This window comes from Mesorhizobium sp. C277A, from assembly GCF_040324395.1.
Classification (GTDB): Bacteria; Pseudomonadota; Alphaproteobacteria; order Rhizobiales; family Rhizobiaceae; genus Mesorhizobium.
In genome coordinates, this window is record NZ_JAMYVW010000002.1 from 1,806,298 (window position 1) to 1,823,242 (window position 16,945).

The following is a 16,945-nucleotide window of genomic DNA, read 5'->3' on the forward strand; positions in this document are numbered from 1 at the left end:
GCCCAGGACACTAAGAAATGTACGTCATCCGCATGAAGAACTGCGCCTTCTTTGCCCGGCACGGCGTGCTGGATGAGGAAGAGGCGCTTGGCCAGCGTTTTTATGTCGATGCCGAGTTGACGGTCGAGCCCAGCCGCCCGCTGGAGGATGATTCCATCGAGGACACCGTCAATTACGGCATCGCCTTCACGGTGATTGAAAAGATCGTCACTGGACATCGCCGCTTCCTGATCGAGGCGCTGGCGCTCGAAGTGGCGAAGGCGCTGACTTCACGGTTCCCGCAGATCAGGAAGGCCGAGATCACCGTGCGCAAGCCCAACGCACCGGTGCCCGGCGTGCTCGATTATGTCGAGGTGACCGTTGTCTGGCCAGAGTAACAATAACACGGTCTATCTCAGCCTTGGCGGCAATCTTGGCGATCCCTCGGCCTCGATGGCGGCGGCGCTGCGCCTGCTCGACGCCGACGAGAGCACGCGCGTCGTCGCCGTCTCCTCACTTTACCGCACGCCGCCCTGGGGCAAGCTCGACCAGCCGGATTTCCTCAACGCCGCTGCCGAAATCTCGACCTCGCTGGCGCCAAGGGCGCTGCTCGACCTCTGCCTCGAGGCCGAGCGCAAGCTGAAGCGGGTGCGCGAGGAGCGCTGGGGTCCGCGCCTGATCGACATCGACATATTGGTGTTCGGCGACCGCACAATCCACGAAACCGGGCTGGAGGTGCCGCATCCCCGAATGGTGGAGCGCGCCTTCGTGCTGGCGCCCTTGGCAGAGATCGCGCCGGATCTGGCGGTGGGCGGCAGGAGCGTGACCGAGCGGCTCAGCGCCGTCGATACGTCAGGCATAGAGCGGCTGGCTTCCGGCCGCGATTGGTGGCTGGGTTAACCGGAGAAGCCGCCGCCATCGAGAAATGCCTGTTCGTCCGCCGTCGTCTCGCGGCCAAGCATCTTGTTCCTGTGCGGAAAGCGGCCGAAGCGCTGGATGATGTCGCGGTGCTCGATGGCGTATTTCACATACTCCGGCGCCCTGGCGGTGGTGAGCTCGACCGATCTGTCCTGGTCGGCGGGCAGTTCCGAATGTTCGTAGGGCAGGTACAGGAAGACGCGCAGGTTTTCTTCCAGCGAAAGGTCATGGCCGGCCGCAATCGCCTTGGCGGCAAAGTGCCGTGCCAGCGGATCGGTGGCGTACATATGGCCTGAGCCGCGAAAGCAGTTGCGCGGAAACTGGTCGAGCAGGATCATCAGCGCCAGCGAACCCTCGGCATGCTCCGACCATGCGTCGCACTCGCGCCGCGCGGCGGCAAAGTGCAGGTCGAGAAACCTGCTGCGGAAATCCGCGTCGAAGACGTCGTTCTTCTCGAACCACGCGTCTTCGCCGGCCTCGCGCCAGAATTTGGTGACGGCGAGCGCGCGCTCATCCGATGCGGTCATCAGCTTTCCCCCTGATCGGCGGGCTCGGGCTTGTGCAGCACGCCGGCCGTCTCTTCGTTCAGCGCCTGGCCGGGCCGGCGCGGTTGCGTCAGCGGCGTCGGGATCGGCGTGCCGGTATTGCCCCTGAGGAAACGTTGCCCGGCGCGGACGCCTTCGGCCAGCTGCGTCTCCAGTCGGGCATTGTCGCGCCGTCGCACATCCTCGATGACATCGGCGACATCTTCCGGCTCGACGCCCAAAACCTCGAGCGCGGAACCGCCGAAGACGAGGGCCGATTCGAAGGTCTCGCGCAGCTGGAAGTCGACCCCGGCGCGGATGAGCGACAGCGCGGTGCCACGATCGAAGGCACGCGCCAGGACAGTCAGCAGCGGGAACTCCGCCTTGATCAGTTCCGCCATGCGCACGGCGGCGTCCGGCTTGTCGACGCAGATCAGCACGGCGCGGGCGCGGCCTGCACCTGCGGCGCGCAGAATGTCGAGCCGCGTGCCGTCGCCATAATAGACCTTGAAGCCGAAATCGGCGGCCGCCTGGATCATTTCGACATCATTGTCGATGATCGACACGTCGATGCCGCGCAACAAAAGCGGCTGGCTGGCGATCTGGCCGAAACGGCCGAAGCCGATGACCAGCACACTGCCGGTAAGGCCGTCGGCGATGTCGACGCCTTCAAGCGACTGCTCGTCGCGCGGCGTCACATATTTGAGCGCAATCATGGCCAGCGGCGTCAGCACCATGGAGATGATGATGATCGCGGTCAGCGTTGCGTTGGCCCGGCTGTCGATGATGCCAACCGCCGCCGCGGCCGAATAGAGGACGAAGGCGAATTCGCCGCCTTGCGCCATGATCACGGCGCGTTCCAGCGCTTCACGATGACCGCTCTTCAGCAAGCGGGCGACGAGGTAGATGCCGAGCGCATTCATCGCCATGTAGGCGACGACATAGACGGCGATCAGCCGCCAGTTGTCGGCCACCACATGTAGGTCGAGCGACATGCCGACGGCGAGGAAGAAAAGGCCAAGCAGGATGCCGCGGAATGGCTCGACGTCGGCCTCCAGCTGGTGGCGGAAGGTCGATTCCGACAACAGCACGCCGGCGAGGAAGGCGCCCATCGCCATCGAGAGGCCGGAAAGCTGCATGACCAGCGCCGACCCCAGCACGACCAGAAGGGCTGCCGCCGTCATGACTTCGCGCGCCTTGGCGTCGGCCAGGATGCGGAAGAACGGGTTGAGCAGATAGCGGCCGGCCACCACCAGCCCGACGATGGCGCCAAGACCGATGCCGATTTCGGTCAGCCTTTGCTGCAGGGTCATCTCGCTGCCGCCCGGCGCCAGGAAGGCGACCAGCGCCAGAAGCGGCACGATTGCCAGATCCTCGAGCAGCAGGATGGACACGATGCGCTGGCCCTTGGGGCTGGCCATCTCGCCACGCTCTTCCAGAAGCTGCATGACGATCGCCGTCGAGGTCAGGACAAAGCCGGCGCCGGCAACGAAGGATTGCGCGATCGGAAAGCCGCCGGCGAGACCAACACCGGTGAGCAGCAAGGCGCAGACGCCGACCTGCAGCGCGCCGAGGCCGAAAATCTCGCGGCGCAGGCCCCATAGCCGCGACGGCTGCATCTCCAGCCCGATGATGAACAGGAACATGACCACGCCGAGTTCGGCGACATGCAGGATGGCTTCCGATTCGGAAAAAATGCCAATACCGAACGGGCCGATGACCACGCCCGCGGCGAGATAGCCTAGGATCGAGCCCAGCCCCATGCGTTTGAAGATCGGAACGGCGACGACGCCTGCGGCAAGCAGCGCCACCACCTGAATGAGATCGCTGCCCGATGCTTCCGCTGCCATGCCTCTTGTCCCTGTGTCCGACAGCACTCCTTGCATGCACCGGGAGCGGGAGGCAAGGGCGGGAAGCCTGCCAGGATGGGTAGGGTGCCGTGGCAGCGATTCCCCGGTGGAACAACAGTCTGCGCTTGCCTGTCGGACGGCCGGTATCTATATCTGACAAATGCCTGATTATTCGTCCCGGCCGTCGCCGCTGCCACATATCCCGATGGATGCGCTCAGCGAAGTTCTGCAAGACTTTCGCTTGAGTGGCGTCAACTATGGCCGCTGCGAACTCCGGCACCCATGGAGCATAGACTTTCCGCAACAACAACTGCTTCGTTTTCACTTTGTCGGCCAGGGTCCATGCTGGATTCACACCGAAGCGCAAGGCTGGCAGGAGTTGCGCGATGGCGATCTGGTGCTGCTGCCGCAAGGCATCGCCCATCGGCTGGCGAGTGCGCCGGACGTGGTGGGCGATTCGCTCGAGGGCTGCCAGGTGATCAAGTTGGGCGGCAACGTTTGCGAAGTGATACGGCAGGGAACGGGCGCGACAAGCACCCTTTTCTGCGGCTCCATGTCTCTCGGCTCCTATGCGCTCAATCCGTTGATCACGTTGATGCCGCCTCTCATCAAGGGTTGCGACGTGGCCGGCAATGACCCGATGGTCGGCCCTTTGCTGGCGGCCATGACGGTGGAGGCCGCGCAACCGCAGATGGGCAGCGCCACCATCCTGTCGCGTATGGCGGATTTGCTGACAGCCAGGCTCATCCGGTGCTGGGTCAATTGCAACGGCGCATCGACCACCGGTTGGCTCGCAGCCATCCGCGACCCCCATATAGGCCGCGCTCTGGCGGCCATGCACCGCGACCCCGGCCACAACTGGACGCTGGGAAGCCTCGCCGGCGTGGCAGGCCAATCGCGTTCGATTTTCGCCGAGCGCTTCAGCGCGGTATTGGGGGAGGGTGCCGCACATTATCTCGCCCGCCTGCGAATGCAGCTTGCCCGCGAATTGCTGGGCCAAAACGGCTTGTCGGTTGCCGAAGTCGCTACCCGTTTGGGCTATGATTCCGAGGCGTCCTTCGCCCGCGCGTTCAAGCGCATCACCAATGTCTCGCCAGGCGTTGTGCGTCGCACAATTCCCGGACGAATGGATATGAATTTCGGATTTTAAGGTACATAACATCCGGGCGGACTCGCCTATCTAAGATCTCCAACTGTGGAGATCTTTCCGTGACGGACACAACATTACAGCTTGAAGACGCCGCAATCGGCCTTGATGCCGATGCACCAGCCGCGTGGAGCGCGGCCACATGGTTTGCGGTCCTATCATTGGCGGCCACCAGCTTTGCCCTGGTGTCAGCCGAGTTCTTGCCGGCAGGTCTGTTGACGCCGATGGCGCGCGATCTCGGCATCAGCGAGGGAACTGCCGGACAGGTCGTCACCGCCACCGCTTCCGTTGGCGCCGTGACGGCCATGTTGAGCAATGTTCTCATCGGCCGATTGAACCGCAAGGCGGTGCTGGTTGGCCTCATGGCCCTGGCGGTCGGTTCCAATATTCTTGCGGCGCTGGCGCCCAATTTCTGGCTGCTGTTGCTGGGCCGGGCCGGGTTGGGGATCGCTCTTAGCGCTTTCTGGGCACTTTCCGTTGCCGTCGTGGCGCGGCTGGTCGGCGCCAATGCGACAGGTCGCGGCATGGCGATCGTGACCCTCGGCGTCTCGCTCGCGACCATTGCCGCGCCGTCGATGGGTGCGTTGATCAGTGACTGGCTGGGATGGCGCAGCGCGATGGCCATGACGGCGGGGCTGGCCGCGCTTGCCATGCTGCTGCAGCTTCTCAGCCTGCCGACCTTGCCTGCGGCGGCAAGCAACAGCCTTGCAGACGTCTTTCGGCTGACACGGCGGCGTGGCATCCAACTCGGCATGCTTGCCATTGTTCTGCTGATGACCGGGCATTTTGCCGGCTCGGTCTATGTGCGCCCGTTCCTCGAACAGGTGACGCTCCTCACAACCGGGCCGATTGCCCTGGCGCTGCTCGGGTTCGGCATCGCCGCTGTGATCGGCAATATTGCCGGTGGCCGCCTGGCCGACACCAACATCCACATGGCCCTCGCAGTTACCGCCGCGTTGATGGCGTTTGCGGCACTCGCTTTGGTGCTTTGGGGCGCGCAAACCGGCGTTGCCTTCGGCTTTGTTACGCTGTGGGGCTTCGCCTTCGGCATGGCGCCGGTGGTGCTGCCGACCAATATGTCTCGCGCGGCATCTGATGCGCTGGAAGCAGCAGGCAGCCTGATGGTCACTTCCTTCCAGGTTGCCATCACCGTCGGTGCGGTTGTCGGCGGCTATGTCGTGGACACCTATGGCGCTACGGGACCTTTGACCCTAACCGCCGTCCTTGCCGCGGCGACGGCCGCACTGGCGCTGCTGCAGCCTCGTGGCTGAAACCTCGCTTCGTCTGACACGGGCGGCCTCAATCAGGCCGTCCGCGCCGTTGCAGCAGCGCTGCACAGGTTTATGCGCCGCACACGTTGCGTTTTGCCGCAATCGGCGGCTATGGGACGCCAGGCTTCGGCCGTTGGAAGGCAGCGACGATCAAGTTCTGCCTTCGTGAGGAGAATGACTGACATGAAGAAGTTTTTGCTCGTCGGCGTGGGTGTCGCCATGCTTGCCGCATCGGCCTGTTCGAAGGCGCCTGAATGCACGCAGGAAATCGCGGCCAAGAAGGCGCAGGAAATGACCGCCGCGCTGCAGGAAGCGATCACCAAGGATCCGACCAAGGCCGCCGACCTGACCGCCAAGGTGCAGGCTGTGACGACCAAATATCAGGGCGCCACCACGCCGGCCGACGCCTGCAAGGCCTATGACGATCTGACGGCCGCCATCAAGGGCTGATTCTTCGTTCGGAAATTGAGGAAGGCGGTGGCTCGAGTAGCCGCCGCCTTTTTTGCTGGTGTTCTTAAAGCGCATCGCGCTGACACGGAGGACCGCCGGCACGCACAGGACCATGACACGTTGGCCTTGCTGTGGCTTGGGCCATCGGAGACGCTGACATCGTCGGTTGCGCGCCACATGTCCGGTCGCGGCAGAAAGGTGCCGCCCGAGCGGCCCGTGCTTGAGGAGCGCCAACCTGGCCGCAAGGTGGCGTGTCCTTCCCGACATCGAGCTGAGCGGAACAGCTCAGCTAACGCGCAGTGCAACCCCGTTCCGCGCTTTTTTCGGGGAACCGCTTGAGAGTCAGTTTTTGGCGATGGAGCCGACTTCGACGGCGTCGACGCGCTTGAGGCTCATGCCGATGACCGGCACCAGCTGCTGGTCGACGCGCACGGCGATGGTCACCGTCATCGAATTGTCGTCGGGAATGCGGGCCTGCATGACGCCGCGCAGCTGGTTGCGGTTGATGGTGAAGACGACTTTGCGGGCATCGACCACGTTGCCGCCGATGATGTCCAGGCCCGACCCCGCGGCGCCGCCCATGAAATTGCCCTTGTAGTCGCGGCCCTTGCGCTCGACGGTCGCCGACATTTTCTGGGTGAAGACACCGACGCGGCAGTCGCCATCGAGCGTCATGCCGGTCTTGTTGTCCGGCGTCGAGCCGTCGAAGCTGCAGGTGAACTTCGTGCCCTTGTATTTGCCGGCGATGATTTCGCCCGGGCCGACCCATTTGCCTTCAACGGTGCGGAAGAACTGCTTGTCGGGCTCGGCTGCAAAGGCTTTCCCGGTCGGGCCCAGAGGTGCTGCAAGCGCGACCAGGGGCAGGACGCAGGACAAGATTACGCTTTTCATAGACGACACCCGGCAACAAGGAGGCTGTTGTTGGACGACCATGAACAAGATTGGTTAATGCTTGGTGACCGCGAGAGGGCGTTCACTTGCTTGAGGCGGGTGCTTCATTCTCTTTTTTGGCCGCAAACGAGGTCAGCGCCGACAGGAAATCGCCCATACCCGGCCGCCTGCCGGCAATGAAGGGCAGGGGCCGCGCCGTCTCCATGGCAGCAATGCCAATACGCGCCGTCATCATGCCGTTTACCACGCCTTCGCCGAGTTTCGCCGACAGCCGGGCGGCAAGGCCATGGCCGACGATCTGCTGGACGAAGCTGTCGCCGACGGCGATCGAGCCGGTCACCGCCAGATGGGCAAGAACGCTGCGCGCCAGCCGGAAAAAGCCCAGCGTGCCCGGCCTGCCGCCGTAGAGTTCGGACAAGCGGCGGATCAGGCGCCCGGCCTCGAACACGACATAGGCAACGTCTACGAGTGCGCGGGGGCTGACGGCGGTGACCAGCGACACGCGTTTGGCTGCTTCGAGGATCATCACCTTGGCTCTCGCATCGAGCGGCCCGAGAATCTCGGCCTCGGCCAGTCGCACCAGATTGCCGCCGTCGATGATCTCGCCGCGCAATTCGGCCAGGGAGCGCCTGCCGGCCGCGGTTTCGGGTTTCGCAGCGACAAAGGCCGAAAGCTCTTCGACGACGGCCCTTGCAGCCTTCGGATCGTCGCGCGCCACGGCATCGAGCGCCCGCTTTTGCAGTTTTTCGACCTCGGCCAGCCGGGCAATAGCCAGGAATTCCCGCACCAGCACGACCGCGAGCGCCAACACGACAATTGCGGCCATTGCCGCTGCCAGCCAACCCAGCCACTCTGCGCGCTCGAACAGGTCGCGGATGAGCTGGTCGGTCCACAGGCCGACGGCGAGCGAAACCAGCACGCCGGCCGCGCCGAAAAACAGGCTGGAAAACAGCGAGCGCCTGCGCGGTGCGGTCGCCGGCGGCGGTTCGGCGGCGACAATGTCCGGTTCGTCGAAGACATCGATCTCGGCCGGCACGACGACGGCGCGCGGCTTGCGCGGCGGCTCGGCATGGGGGCGGCGCGTTTCCTGCTTCGGTCCGGCCTCCGGCTCGATGCGGAAAGCTGCCGGTCTGCGGGGCGCGGTCATGCCAGATGGTCTCCGATCAGGAACTGCAAGGCGCGGTCGAGCCTGATATGCGGCAGCGACAGCGTGACGCCTTCAGCGGTGCGTTCGAGCTTTGGCGGGCGAAAGCGCACGAAACGGATCGCCGGATCGTCGCTGCTCTGCCGGTGGTCGGCTTCCGAAACGTCGAAAACCGCGTCAATTTTCTCCGGCAAGTCCCCGGGAAATATGGCGGTTTCGGCTTTACCATCAAAGGTTTCGCCGTTGATCTTCTCGCCCTTCAGCGGCGTGCCGATGATCACCGGCAGGGTTTCGCGGCCTTGCTTGACCGTGCCTTCGCGCGTCGCGCGCACCGCCGCCATGGCGACCACGTCGACATCGGCGCCGGTGAAATTCGCCCGCGCCACGGCGCGGTCGGCAAGCCGCCGCACGATTGCCTGCAGGCGGTCATGGCTTTCGTGATGCAGATGGTCGGCCTTGGTCGCGGCAACCAGGATGCGGTCGATGCGGCGTGAAAACAGGTCGGTGAGGAAATTGCCTCGGCCAGGACGGAAACAGGAGAGGATTTCGGTCACCGCGCGTTCCAGGTCGGCCATCGCGCCGGGGCCGGCGTTCAACGCCTGCATAGCGTCGATCACCACGATCTGGCGGTCAAGGCGGGTGATATGCTCGCGGAAGAACGGTTTCACCACATGCGTCTTGTAGGCTTCGTAGCGGCGCTCCATCATCGCTTGCAGCGAGCCGGAGCGCGGCCGTTTCTCACCCTTGAGCAGCAAGGGCGCGAAGGTCAGCGCCGGCGATCCCTCGAGGTCGCCAGGCATCAGGAAACGGCCGGGCGGCAAGGTCGAAAGCGCCCGCTCGTCGAGCTTGCAGGCCTTGAGGTAGGCGGCAAAGCTCTCGGCGAGGCGTCGCGCCGTCATCTCATCGGCATCGGCATTGGGGTCGATGGTCGCCGACAGCGTCCGCCAGTCCTGCGACAGGTCGGCCCGCACCGGCAGCATCGCCATCTCGAACGCCTCGCGCGAAAAATCGGCGAAGGATTTGCCGAGCAGCGGCAGGTCGAGCAGCCATTCGCCGGGGTAGTCGACGATGTCGACCGACAATCGGCCGCTGGAAAACATCCGGTTCCAGCCGGAGGCAGACTCATATTCGATGGTGAGCCTGAGTTCCGAAATGGCGCGCGTCGAGTCCGGCCAGACGCGGTCGTTGACCAGCGCCGCAATATGATCCTCGTACTGAAAACGCGGCACCGCATCATCCGGCTGTTCCTCAAGGAAGGCGCGCGCGATCCGTCCCGACTTCTGCGCCTCGAACAGCGGCAGGCGCCCGCCATGGATGAGATTGTGGACGAGAGCCGAGATGAACACCGTCTTGCCGGCCCGGGACAGGCCGGTGACGCCCAGCCGAAGCGACGGCGAAAAAAGCCCGCTCGCACGCCCCGACAGCGTATCCAGGGCAATTCTCGCTTCGTCGGTGAAAGTGGTCAGCGATGATGCCAAAATCTGTTCTCTCAGGCGTGCTCTTGCGCCCGATATAGGCTTTGCTGTTCAAGTTTGAAATGGCGCCCGGCCTCGGCCGGCTCGGCTCAGAGATCGATGGGGGTCAGGAAGGCTTCGAGGTAGCCGGCGCCTTGCGAGGCTTCCGCAAGGTTGCCGCTGAAGCGCACGACCGCAAGGCCGGAGGTCGGGAAACCATGGTTCATGATGGCCCGAGCAGCCTCGTCGCCGTCGCCCGAGACCGCCATGGCAAGGTCTTCCGTCATCGGATTGTGGCCTATGACGAGCAGCGAGCCCGGCCCGCCATTGCTGCGGATGATGGCGAGGTAGCCGGCGGCATCCTCGCTGTAGAGCGTGTCGAAGAACAGCACCCGGCCGGTATCGGTGTGGCCGGCGATGCCTTCCAGCGTCTGGCGCGCGCGCTTGGCGTTGGAGCAGAGCGTGATATCGGGGATGTAGTTGCGGGCACGCATCGCCGTCCCCATCATTTCGGCATCGGCAATGCCGGATGCGCCGAGCGGGCGGTCGAAGTCGCGCACGCCGGGCAGGGCCCAGCCAGCCTTCGCATGCCTCAACAGATACAGTCTGCTCACCGGACCCCCAATGGTGTGCTGCCCACCAATGACACAACTGGATTAGCCACGAGAAAGGCCTGAGGCACAATGGGCGGCGACGCCCAAGCGCAGCGAATCATGTGCGAATTCGCCCGCGCCCTTCCTATGGAAGGCTTTGCTGAGGATCGCCCGCGCGGCATTAACAATTGCGTGAAACGCGCGCGGATTACGCTTGTGCAGCCTTCTCTGCGCGAATATATAGGCGCCAAATTTGGGGTTGTTGGGTGAGTCGAATGAACGATATCGTTACAGCCAATTACGTACCCTCCGAAGACGAGCCGTTCATGAACGAACGGCAGAAATCCTACTTTCGCTTGAAGCTCGTCACCTGGAAGACCGACATACTGCGCGAAGCGCGCGAAACACTCGAAATCCTGCAGCAGGAAAACGCCAACCACCCCGATCTCGCCGATCGCGCTTCCTCGGAAACCGACCGCGCCATCGAGCTTCGCGCCCGCGACCGCCAGCGCAAGCTCATTTCAAAGATCGATTCGGCGCTGCAGCGCATTGATGAAGGCACATACGGCTATTGCGAGGAAACCGGCGAGCCGATCGCGCTGAAGCGGCTGGATGCGCGTCCGATCGCGACCTTGTCGATCGAAGCGCAGGAGCGCCACGAACGCCGCGAGAAGGTCTATCGCGACGATTGAGCCGCTGCCGTCAGGCAGGACTGTTTCATCAGAAATGGCCGGGTTTCCCGGCCATTTCTGTTTTTGGCCGAAGGGTTTAGTCCGCCCCCAAGTTAAAGCGCGTCGCGCTGAAACGGACGACACGCTTAAGCGGCGTTCGATCGGGAATTCGGCAAGATGTGACGGTTCGCCGGGCTTTATCGTTTCTGGCTGGCGAGTTCGCCGAGCAGCTTGGTCATCTCGTCGTCGAGAGACTGCGGTGCCTTCGCAGCCGGCTTGCTTGCCGGTTTGGGGTGCGAATCGTCGAGCGAGACCTCGAGCTCCCGCATCAGGGTATCGTCGATGGACTCATGCTTCGGTGGCGGGGCCTGCCGGGCAGTATTGGCGGCGGAGCCATAGGCCGGCAGCGGTGTCACATTGCTCGCCTGGTAGATTTGAGCCGGTTTCGGCGCCGGCGCGGCCTGGCGCGGCGGAACGGCGGCCGGAGCAGCCCTTACCGGTTGCGGCGGCGGCGCCTGCCTTGCGGGCGTGGCCGGAGCGGGTTGTGCTGCGCGCGGACGCGGCGCCTGTTGCTGCTGGCCAACACCGCCATCGCCGGTCAATGCCGGACGGCGTGGCGCTGCAAGCCTGATATCGCGCTCGACGACAACGTCGGTTGGGCCGCCGATCAAAAGCAGGTGTTCGATGTCGTCGCGACGGATGAGCACCAGCCGGCGGTGGCTGTCGACTGCCGTGGCGTCCATGACCGCCAGCCGTGTCTTGCGGTTCCTGCCGCCGGCAACGAAGGTGCCGAAGGTCAGGTTGCGGATCAGCCTGATGATGATGAGCACGATGACCAGCAGGACAAGGGCAGCAAACGTCCACAGCAGCGCTGCGGCATATCCGGGACCCGCCACATTATCCAGCCACTGCATCGGTGCCCCCAATCGGCTTTTGAAGTGGAGGGACACTAGACCGTTGCGGCCAGCCACCGCAAGTTGCCTTCACGCTTCGTGAACAGCTTGAAAACACCGACGCGTCATTTTTATCCGACATTTGCCGCCAAGGCCTTTTCCGGATTAGGAGAATGTGATTCAACCGGCCGGGGGCGGTGTCGGACAACTCACGAGCAGGGGGCATATGGCCAGGGAAACGCGCGGCGATTTCTATCCGGTACCGATCGTCGATCAGAACACGCGGCCAGGCGCGGTTACCCGGCTCATCGTGTTCATCATCGTCCTGACTGGGGCCGCGATCGTTTTCGGCATTTTCCGCGAGCGTCTTGGCGATCCGTTCCTGCTCGGCATGCTGGGCGTGCTTGCCATGATCGGCGTCGGCTTCCTGTTCGCCACGGCCATCGGCTTCGTGCAGATCGCGCCGCGTTCGACCGGGGACGAACTGTCGAAGGCCTTCGTCGATTCGATGTCGCAGGGCCTGATCGTCACCGACACCAAGGGCCGCGTCGTCTACGCCAACCGGGCCTACGCCGAGATGACCGGTGCTGCGTCGGCCGCCGATCTGAAGACGGTCGAAGGCCTGCTTTCCGATGTCCCCGAAGCTTCGGTGACCATATACCGGCTGGCCTCGGGCTTGCGCGATGGCCAGGCCGGCGACGGTGAGTTCCGGCTGGCACAGTCGATCCGGCCGGGCGCCGAACCCGGCGCGCGCTGGTACCGGGCGCGAGCCCGTACCTTCAGCGTTCCCGGTCAGCGCCTGCCGATGCTTGCCTGGCAACTCGCCGACATCTCGCAGGAACGGGCCGAGCAGGAGCGTTTCTTCCTCGACCTGCAAAAGGCTATCGACCATCTCGACCATGCGCCGGCCGGTTTCTTCTCGGCCGACCAGGAAGGCCGTGTCACCTACATCAACGCCACGCTCGCCGAATGGCTGGGCATCGATCTGGCGAGCTTCACCCCTGGCGCCGTGACACTCCCGGAAATCGTCGCCGGCGACGGCATGGCGCTGGTGCGCTCGGTCAAGGCCGATCCCGGCACCACCCGCAACGCCGTCATCGATCTCGATCTGACGACGACAACCGGCGAGGCGCTGCCGGTGCGCTTCATGCATCGGGTATCGGCCAGCCGCGAGGGGACCAACGGTCCGACCCGCACCATTGTGCTCAACCGCACCCAGGGCGAGGACGCATCGGCCGACCTTCGTGCTTCGGAAGTGCGCTTCACCCGTTTCTTCAATTCGACGCCGATGGCCATTGCCGCCGTCGACAATGGCGGCCGCATCCTGCGCACCAACGCGCCGTTCCTGTCGCTGTTTTCCTCCGTCGTCGACGGCGACGCGGTTGACCGCCGCGTGCGGCTGGACACCGTGATCCATGAGCGCGACCGGCCGGCCTTTGCCGCCGCCTTCGAGAAGGCGCGGCTGAGGCAGGCCGACATCGAGCCGATCGACACGCTGCTGCCCGGCAATGAGGAGCGTCACATCCGCTTCTACGTCAACGCCGTCGCCGACGGCACCGGCGAGGGCGCCGACGAATCGGCCATCGTCTATGCCGTCGAGACCACCGAGCAGAAGGCGCTCGAGGGCCAGATGGCGCAGAGCCAGAAGATGCAGGCTGTCGGACAGCTTGCCGGCGGCATCGCCCACGACTTCAACAATGTGCTGACCGCCATCATCATGGCGTCGGATCTTTTGCTGACCAATCACCGTCCGTCGGACCCATCCTTCCCCGACATCATGAACATCAAGCAGAATGCCAACCGGGCGGCCTCGCTGGTGCGGCAGTTGCTCGCCTTCTCGCGCAAGCAGACTTTGCGGCCGGAAGTGCTGAACCTGACCGACGTGCTTGCCGATCTCCGGATGCTGCTTGCCCGCCTGGTCGGCAACGAGATCAAGCTGAAGGTCGACCACGGCCGCGATTTGTGGCCGGTCAAGGTCGATATCGGCCAGTTCGAGCAGGTGGTGGTCAACCTCGCCGTCAACGCGCGCGACGCCATGCCGGCCGGCGGCGACCTCACCGTGCGCACCCGCAACGTCACCGCCGAACAATGCAAGAGCTTCTCCTACCGCGAGCTCACGCCTGCCGACTATGTCGTGGTCGAGGTCGAGGATAGCGGCTCGGGCATTGCCCCGGACGTGCTGAAGAAGATTTTTGAGCCGTTCTTCACCACCAAGGAAGTCGGCAAAGGCACCGGCCTTGGCCTGTCGATGGTCTATGGCATCATCAAGCAGACCGGCGGTTTCATCTTCTGCGATTCCGAAGTCGGCAAGGGCTCGACCTTCCGCATCTTCTTGCCGCGCCATATCGTGGAGGCGAAGAAGCCCGGCGACGTCAGCGAGGCGCCGGCTGCGCCGGTGAAAGCCGCCGACAGCGCCAAGGACCTGTCGGGCTCGGCCACTGTGCTCCTCGTCGAGGACGAAGACGCCGTGCGCATGGGCGGCTCGCGGGCGCTGACCTCGCGCGGCTATACCGTCCATGAGGCCTCCTCGGGCGTCGAGGCGCTGGAAGTCTTCGAAGCGCTCGGCGGCAAGGTCGATATCGTCGTGTCCGACGTGGTGATGCCGGAAATGGACGGACCGACGCTGCTCGGCGAACTGCGCAAGCGCCAGCCCGACATCAAGTTCGTCTTCGTGTCTGGCTATGCCGAAGACGCTTTCGCCAGAAACCTGCCGCCGGACGCGCAATTCGGCTTCCTGCCGAAGCCGTTCTCCCTCAAGCAACTGGCCACCGTGGTCAAGGATGTATTGGAGTCCTAGGGCGCCCTAATTCAAAGCTTGCGCAATGACGTGACACTGCCATGATTGCAGGCGAAACGGGCGGCGGGTTTTGGGGAGCATGTCGTGACGCCGCACAACGAGGCTGCCAGGGGCGACTATGCCGCAACGGTGCTGTTGCCGGGCGATCCGCAACGCGCCGAGTGGATGGCAAAGACATTTCTTGAGGCGCCGCGCTGCGTCAACCGCCGCCGGGGCGCACTCGGCTTCACCGGTCTCTATCGCGGCCGTCCCATCAGCATCCAGGCCACCGGCATCGGTGTCCCGTCCTTCCTGGTCTATGCGCATGAACTCCTGGATGTTCACGGCGTAAAAACGCTGATCCGCACAGGCACCTGCGGCGGCCTGACACCCCGCGTGCCGCTGCGCTCCTTGGTGATCTCGCAGTCGGTGCGCGCCGAAAGCGACCAAAGCGGCCAGGTCTTCGGCCTCTACGATGCTGCCGCCGGGCCCGATCCCGGCCTGTTCGCCCACGCTTTGGCCTGCGCCGCCCAGCTCGGCATCGACCACCAGGCCGGGCTGACCATCTGCAGCGATGTCTTCTACCACCCTGAAGGGCGCGACCGCTTTGCCGAAGCGCAGGCGCTTGGCGCTATCGCTGTCGATATGGAAACCAGCGCACTCTACCGAATCGCGGCGCATTTCGGCGTCCGCGCGCTGTCGCTGCTGACCGTCGTCGACAACATCGTGACCGGCGAACAGACTGCCTATTCCGAACGTCAGGCGCTGTTCACCGATATGGCGCGGCTCGGGCTCGACGTTGCGGCGGAAGGCTAGCTTCCTCAGGCCGCTTCGCGCTTCGGCGTCAGCTCATCCATGTCTGGCCGGTGACCGCGCAGATAGAGCGCGCAGGTGGTGCGCAGCATCGACGCGAAGTTGGGAATGGCGCCGTTGATCTCGATCGCCTCGTCATAGAGTTTTGAGATGAACTTCGGCGTCGTCAGGCCTTGGCTGTCGGCAATTTCGTCAAGCAGCGCCCAGAATGTTCCTTCAAGCTGGATACTCGTAGAGTGACCGTCGATGCGGATCGACCGGTTGATCTGTCGATAGCCTTCCGGATCCTGCCCGGCAAAAACCCTGCACATCCTTACCTCCCGATATTGTTGGTTTTGGGCGCAGCGTGTCGCGCCTTCAAGTTGTGGTTGTCCCTGCATGTTCGGCCTTGTGGGCCGAATCGGCAATCGGACTTTCGTCTTTAGGCGCAGGCATAGCAGCGATTGCAAATTTAGCCGTGGTAACCGGCTGCCACCACCTTTCGCGCGTGCCGCCCATAATCGCCTCCAACATGCAGCGGCGGAGACTGATTTGGCGAAGGCAATCCATTCCATGATCCGGGTTCTCCAAGAGGCCAGATCCGTCGATTTCTACAGAAACGCTTTCGGGCTCGATGTCGCCGACAGGCTGGATTTCGAGACATTCACGCTGATTTACCTTGCCAACGCCGAAACGGGGTTCGAGCTCGAACTCACCGTGAACAAGGGCCGCACGGAGCCTTATGGGCTTGGCGACGGTTACGGCCATCTGGCGGTCTCGGTGTCCGATCTCGACAGCGAACACGACCGGATCGGCGCGCTCGGCCTCAACCCCAAGAAGATCGTCGAATTCAACCGCGACGGATCGCTGATCGCCCGCTTTTTCTTCATCGAGGACCCCGACGGCTACAAGATCGAGGTTCTGCAGCGTGGAGGGCGCTTCCAGTAGGGGATTATCAGCCGCATTCAGCCGCGCGGCGCCAGCAACGGCGCTGTTCAAGGGCGCAAACAGCAAGCAGGGAGGAACAAATGGTCACGATCTATGACGCGAGGCTCTCACGTCGTGAACTTCTCAAACGCGGCGGCATCGGCGCGTTGCTCGTCATTTCCGGCAGCGCCGTCATCAGCCCTGAAAATGCCTGGGGGCTCGAGACATCGGCGCTCAAGCCCGAAACCATGGCAACGCTGATCCAGATGGCGCGCGACATCTATCCGCACGATCAGGTGCCCGACAAATACTACGCCATCGCCGTAAAAGGGCATGATGAGCAGGCCGGCAAGGACGCTGCCTACAAGACGATGATCGAAGACGGCATCGCCAACCTCGACAAGAAGTCGGGCGAGGGCGGCTATCGCGGCCTCGGCTGGGAGGAGCAGCGCGTTGCCGTGCTGCAGCAGATCGAGGCGACGCCGTTCTTCCAGTCCATCCGCGGCGGCCTCGTCGTCAGCCTCTACAACCAGCAGGAGGTGTGGCCGATTTTCGGCTACGAGGGCGAATCCTACTCCAAGGGCGGCTACATCGCGCGCGGTTTCGACGACATAGAGTGGCTCTGAGCCCTCCGTCGTTTTGAAACCCCGCAAACAGGAATTCAT

General features: G+C 63.9%; 19 protein-coding genes. 11 read left to right on the top strand and 8 right to left on the bottom strand.

The features are described 5' to 3' along the window. Positions 1–17: 17 nt before the first annotated feature. Both folB and folK read left to right on the top strand, forming a co-directional pair. Positions 18–377, top strand: a complete 360-nt coding sequence (folB, locus tag NKK52_RS09015; RefSeq protein WP_023673502.1) for a dihydroneopterin aldolase — start codon at positions 18–20, stop codon at positions 375–377. Further along, entirely contained in the window at positions 361–879 is a 519-nt protein-coding gene (gene folK, locus NKK52_RS09020) for a 2-amino-4-hydroxy-6-hydroxymethyldihydropteridine diphosphokinase (protein ID WP_023685987.1), read from the top strand. The genes folB and folK overlap by 17 nt, the downstream gene beginning before the upstream one ends. Here folK and NKK52_RS09025 read toward each other — a convergent pair. Then, positions 876–1,424, bottom strand: coding sequence for a DUF924 family protein (locus NKK52_RS09025; RefSeq protein ID WP_023673500.1), 549 nt, complete (start codon positions 1,422–1,424; stop codon positions 876–878). The genes folK and NKK52_RS09025 overlap by 4 nt on opposite strands. After that, entirely contained in the window at positions 1,424–3,271 is a 1,848-nt protein-coding gene (locus NKK52_RS09030) for a monovalent cation:proton antiporter-2 (CPA2) family protein (protein WP_023685988.1), read from the bottom strand. The genes NKK52_RS09025 and NKK52_RS09030 overlap by 1 nt, the downstream gene beginning before the upstream one ends. 160 nt (positions 3,272–3,431) lie before the next feature. On the opposite strand from NKK52_RS09030, the gene NKK52_RS09035 reads away from it, so the two are divergent. The 3 genes from NKK52_RS09035 to NKK52_RS09045 all read left to right on the top strand — a co-directional run bounded on the left by NKK52_RS09035 (position 3,432) and on the right by NKK52_RS09045 (position 6,139). Then, entirely contained in the window at positions 3,432–4,421 is a 990-nt protein-coding gene (locus NKK52_RS09035; RefSeq protein WP_023673498.1) for an AraC family transcriptional regulator, read from the top strand. A gap of 59 nt (positions 4,422–4,480) precedes the next feature. Continuing rightward, positions 4,481–5,689 carry an MFS transporter gene (locus NKK52_RS09040; protein WP_023715852.1) on the top strand — a complete coding sequence of 403 codons (1,209 nt, stop codon included), beginning with the start codon at positions 4,481–4,483 and terminating at the stop codon, positions 5,687–5,689. A 183-nt stretch (positions 5,690–5,872) separates the two neighbouring features. Further along, on the top strand, positions 5,873–6,139 hold the full coding sequence (locus NKK52_RS09045) for a hypothetical protein (protein WP_023685989.1): 267 nt from the start codon (positions 5,873–5,875) through the stop codon (positions 6,137–6,139). Between the two features lie 342 nt (positions 6,140–6,481). Here NKK52_RS09045 and NKK52_RS09050 read toward each other — a convergent pair whose 3' ends face one another. The 4 genes from NKK52_RS09050 to NKK52_RS09065 form a co-directional block, all read right to left on the bottom strand. Continuing rightward, positions 6,482–7,030 (bottom strand): hypothetical protein, encoded by a 549-nt coding sequence (locus NKK52_RS09050; protein WP_023673495.1) that lies wholly within the window; start codon positions 7,028–7,030, stop codon positions 6,482–6,484. Positions 7,031–7,112: 82 nt separating this feature from the next. Then, on the bottom strand, positions 7,113–8,177 hold the full coding sequence (locus NKK52_RS09055; RefSeq protein ID WP_023685990.1) for a YcjF family protein: 1,065 nt from the start codon (positions 8,175–8,177) through the stop codon (positions 7,113–7,115). Beyond that, positions 8,174–9,652, bottom strand: coding sequence for a YcjX family GTP-binding protein (locus NKK52_RS09060; protein ID WP_023685991.1), 1,479 nt, complete (start codon positions 9,650–9,652; stop codon positions 8,174–8,176). Before NKK52_RS09060 ends, NKK52_RS09055 begins: the two co-directional genes overlap by 4 nt. A gap of 86 nt (positions 9,653–9,738) precedes the next feature. Next, positions 9,739–10,242 (bottom strand): SixA phosphatase family protein, encoded by a 504-nt coding sequence (locus NKK52_RS09065; protein ID WP_031204542.1) that lies wholly within the window; start codon positions 10,240–10,242, stop codon positions 9,739–9,741. 69 nt (positions 10,243–10,311) lie between these two features. Here NKK52_RS09065 and NKK52_RS09070 point away from each other — a divergent pair, with 69 nt between their 5' ends. Beyond that, complete coding sequence (locus NKK52_RS09070) at positions 10,312–10,491, top strand: hypothetical protein (protein WP_023706174.1); 180 nt, start codon at positions 10,312–10,314, stop codon at positions 10,489–10,491. Between the two features lie 5 nt (positions 10,492–10,496). Further along, the gene (dksA, locus tag NKK52_RS09075; protein ID WP_023673491.1) at positions 10,497–10,913 is read left to right on the top strand and encodes an RNA polymerase-binding protein DksA; all 417 of its coding nucleotides are present in this window, start codon (positions 10,497–10,499) and stop codon (positions 10,911–10,913) included. Between the two features lie 176 nt (positions 10,914–11,089). On the opposite strand, the gene NKK52_RS09080 is transcribed toward dksA, so the two are convergent. Further along, the gene (locus NKK52_RS09080) at positions 11,090–11,806 is read right to left on the bottom strand and encodes a flagellar biosynthetic protein FliO (protein ID WP_023706175.1); all 717 of its coding nucleotides are present in this window, start codon (positions 11,804–11,806) and stop codon (positions 11,090–11,092) included. A 205-nt stretch (positions 11,807–12,011) separates the two neighbouring features. Between NKK52_RS09080 and cckA the strand changes: the two genes are divergently transcribed. Together cckA and NKK52_RS09090 are read left to right on the top strand one after the other, a co-directional pair. Continuing rightward, complete coding sequence (gene cckA / locus NKK52_RS09085) at positions 12,012–14,582, top strand: cell cycle histidine kinase CckA (protein ID WP_023684614.1); 2,571 nt, start codon at positions 12,012–12,014, stop codon at positions 14,580–14,582. Positions 14,583–14,666: 84 nt separating this feature from the next. Continuing rightward, positions 14,667–15,377: a purine-nucleoside phosphorylase gene (locus NKK52_RS09090; RefSeq protein ID WP_023684615.1), complete on the top strand. Its 711-nt coding sequence runs from the start codon at positions 14,667–14,669 to the stop codon at positions 15,375–15,377. A 5-nt stretch (positions 15,378–15,382) separates the two neighbouring features. Here NKK52_RS09090 and NKK52_RS09095 read toward each other — a convergent pair whose 3' ends face one another. Then, on the bottom strand, positions 15,383–15,685 hold the full coding sequence (locus tag NKK52_RS09095) for a ribbon-helix-helix domain-containing protein (protein ID WP_023670924.1): 303 nt from the start codon (positions 15,683–15,685) through the stop codon (positions 15,383–15,385). Positions 15,686–15,905: 220 nt separating this feature from the next. Between NKK52_RS09095 and NKK52_RS09100 the strand changes: the two genes are divergently transcribed. Further along, positions 15,906–16,301, top strand: coding sequence for a VOC family protein (locus NKK52_RS09100; protein ID WP_023684616.1), 396 nt, complete (start codon positions 15,906–15,908; stop codon positions 16,299–16,301). Between the two features lie 80 nt (positions 16,302–16,381). After that, entirely contained in the window at positions 16,382–16,906 is a 525-nt protein-coding gene (locus NKK52_RS09105; RefSeq protein WP_023684617.1) for a twin-arginine translocation pathway signal, read from the top strand. Positions 16,907–16,945 lie beyond the last annotated feature (39 nt).

What these genes read in the sequence shown, in the direction of transcription:
- NKK52_RS09070 (WP_023706174.1), top strand. Translation starts at nt 10,312, where the DNA reads ATGGGCGGCGACGCCCAAGCGCAGCGAATCATGTGCGAATTCGCCCGC.
- NKK52_RS09055 (WP_023685990.1), bottom strand. Translation starts at nt 8,177, where the DNA reads ATGACCGCGCCCCGCAGACCGGCAGCTTTCCGCATCGAGCCGGAGGCC.
- folB (WP_023673502.1), top strand. Translation starts at nt 18, where the DNA reads ATGTACGTCATCCGCATGAAGAACTGCGCCTTCTTTGCCCGGCACGGC.
- dksA (WP_023673491.1), top strand. Translation starts at nt 10,497, where the DNA reads ATGAACGATATCGTTACAGCCAATTACGTACCCTCCGAAGACGAGCCG.
- NKK52_RS09095 (WP_023670924.1), bottom strand. Translation starts at nt 15,685, where the DNA reads ATGTGCAGGGTTTTTGCCGGGCAGGATCCGGAAGGCTATCGACAGATC.
- NKK52_RS09105 (WP_023684617.1), top strand. Translation starts at nt 16,382, where the DNA reads ATGGTCACGATCTATGACGCGAGGCTCTCACGTCGTGAACTTCTCAAA.
- NKK52_RS09050 (WP_023673495.1), bottom strand. Translation starts at nt 7,030, where the DNA reads ATGAAAAGCGTAATCTTGTCCTGCGTCCTGCCCCTGGTCGCGCTTGCA.
- NKK52_RS09030 (WP_023685988.1), bottom strand. Translation starts at nt 3,271, where the DNA reads ATGGCAGCGGAAGCATCGGGCAGCGATCTCATTCAGGTGGTGGCGCTG.
- NKK52_RS09035 (WP_023673498.1), top strand. Translation starts at nt 3,432, where the DNA reads ATGCCTGATTATTCGTCCCGGCCGTCGCCGCTGCCACATATCCCGATG.
- cckA (WP_023684614.1), top strand. Translation starts at nt 12,012, where the DNA reads ATGGCCAGGGAAACGCGCGGCGATTTCTATCCGGTACCGATCGTCGAT.
- NKK52_RS09045 (WP_023685989.1), top strand. Translation starts at nt 5,873, where the DNA reads ATGAAGAAGTTTTTGCTCGTCGGCGTGGGTGTCGCCATGCTTGCCGCA.
- NKK52_RS09025 (WP_023673500.1), bottom strand. Translation starts at nt 1,424, where the DNA reads ATGACCGCATCGGATGAGCGCGCGCTCGCCGTCACCAAATTCTGGCGC.
- NKK52_RS09080 (WP_023706175.1), bottom strand. Translation starts at nt 11,806, where the DNA reads ATGCAGTGGCTGGATAATGTGGCGGGTCCCGGATATGCCGCAGCGCTG.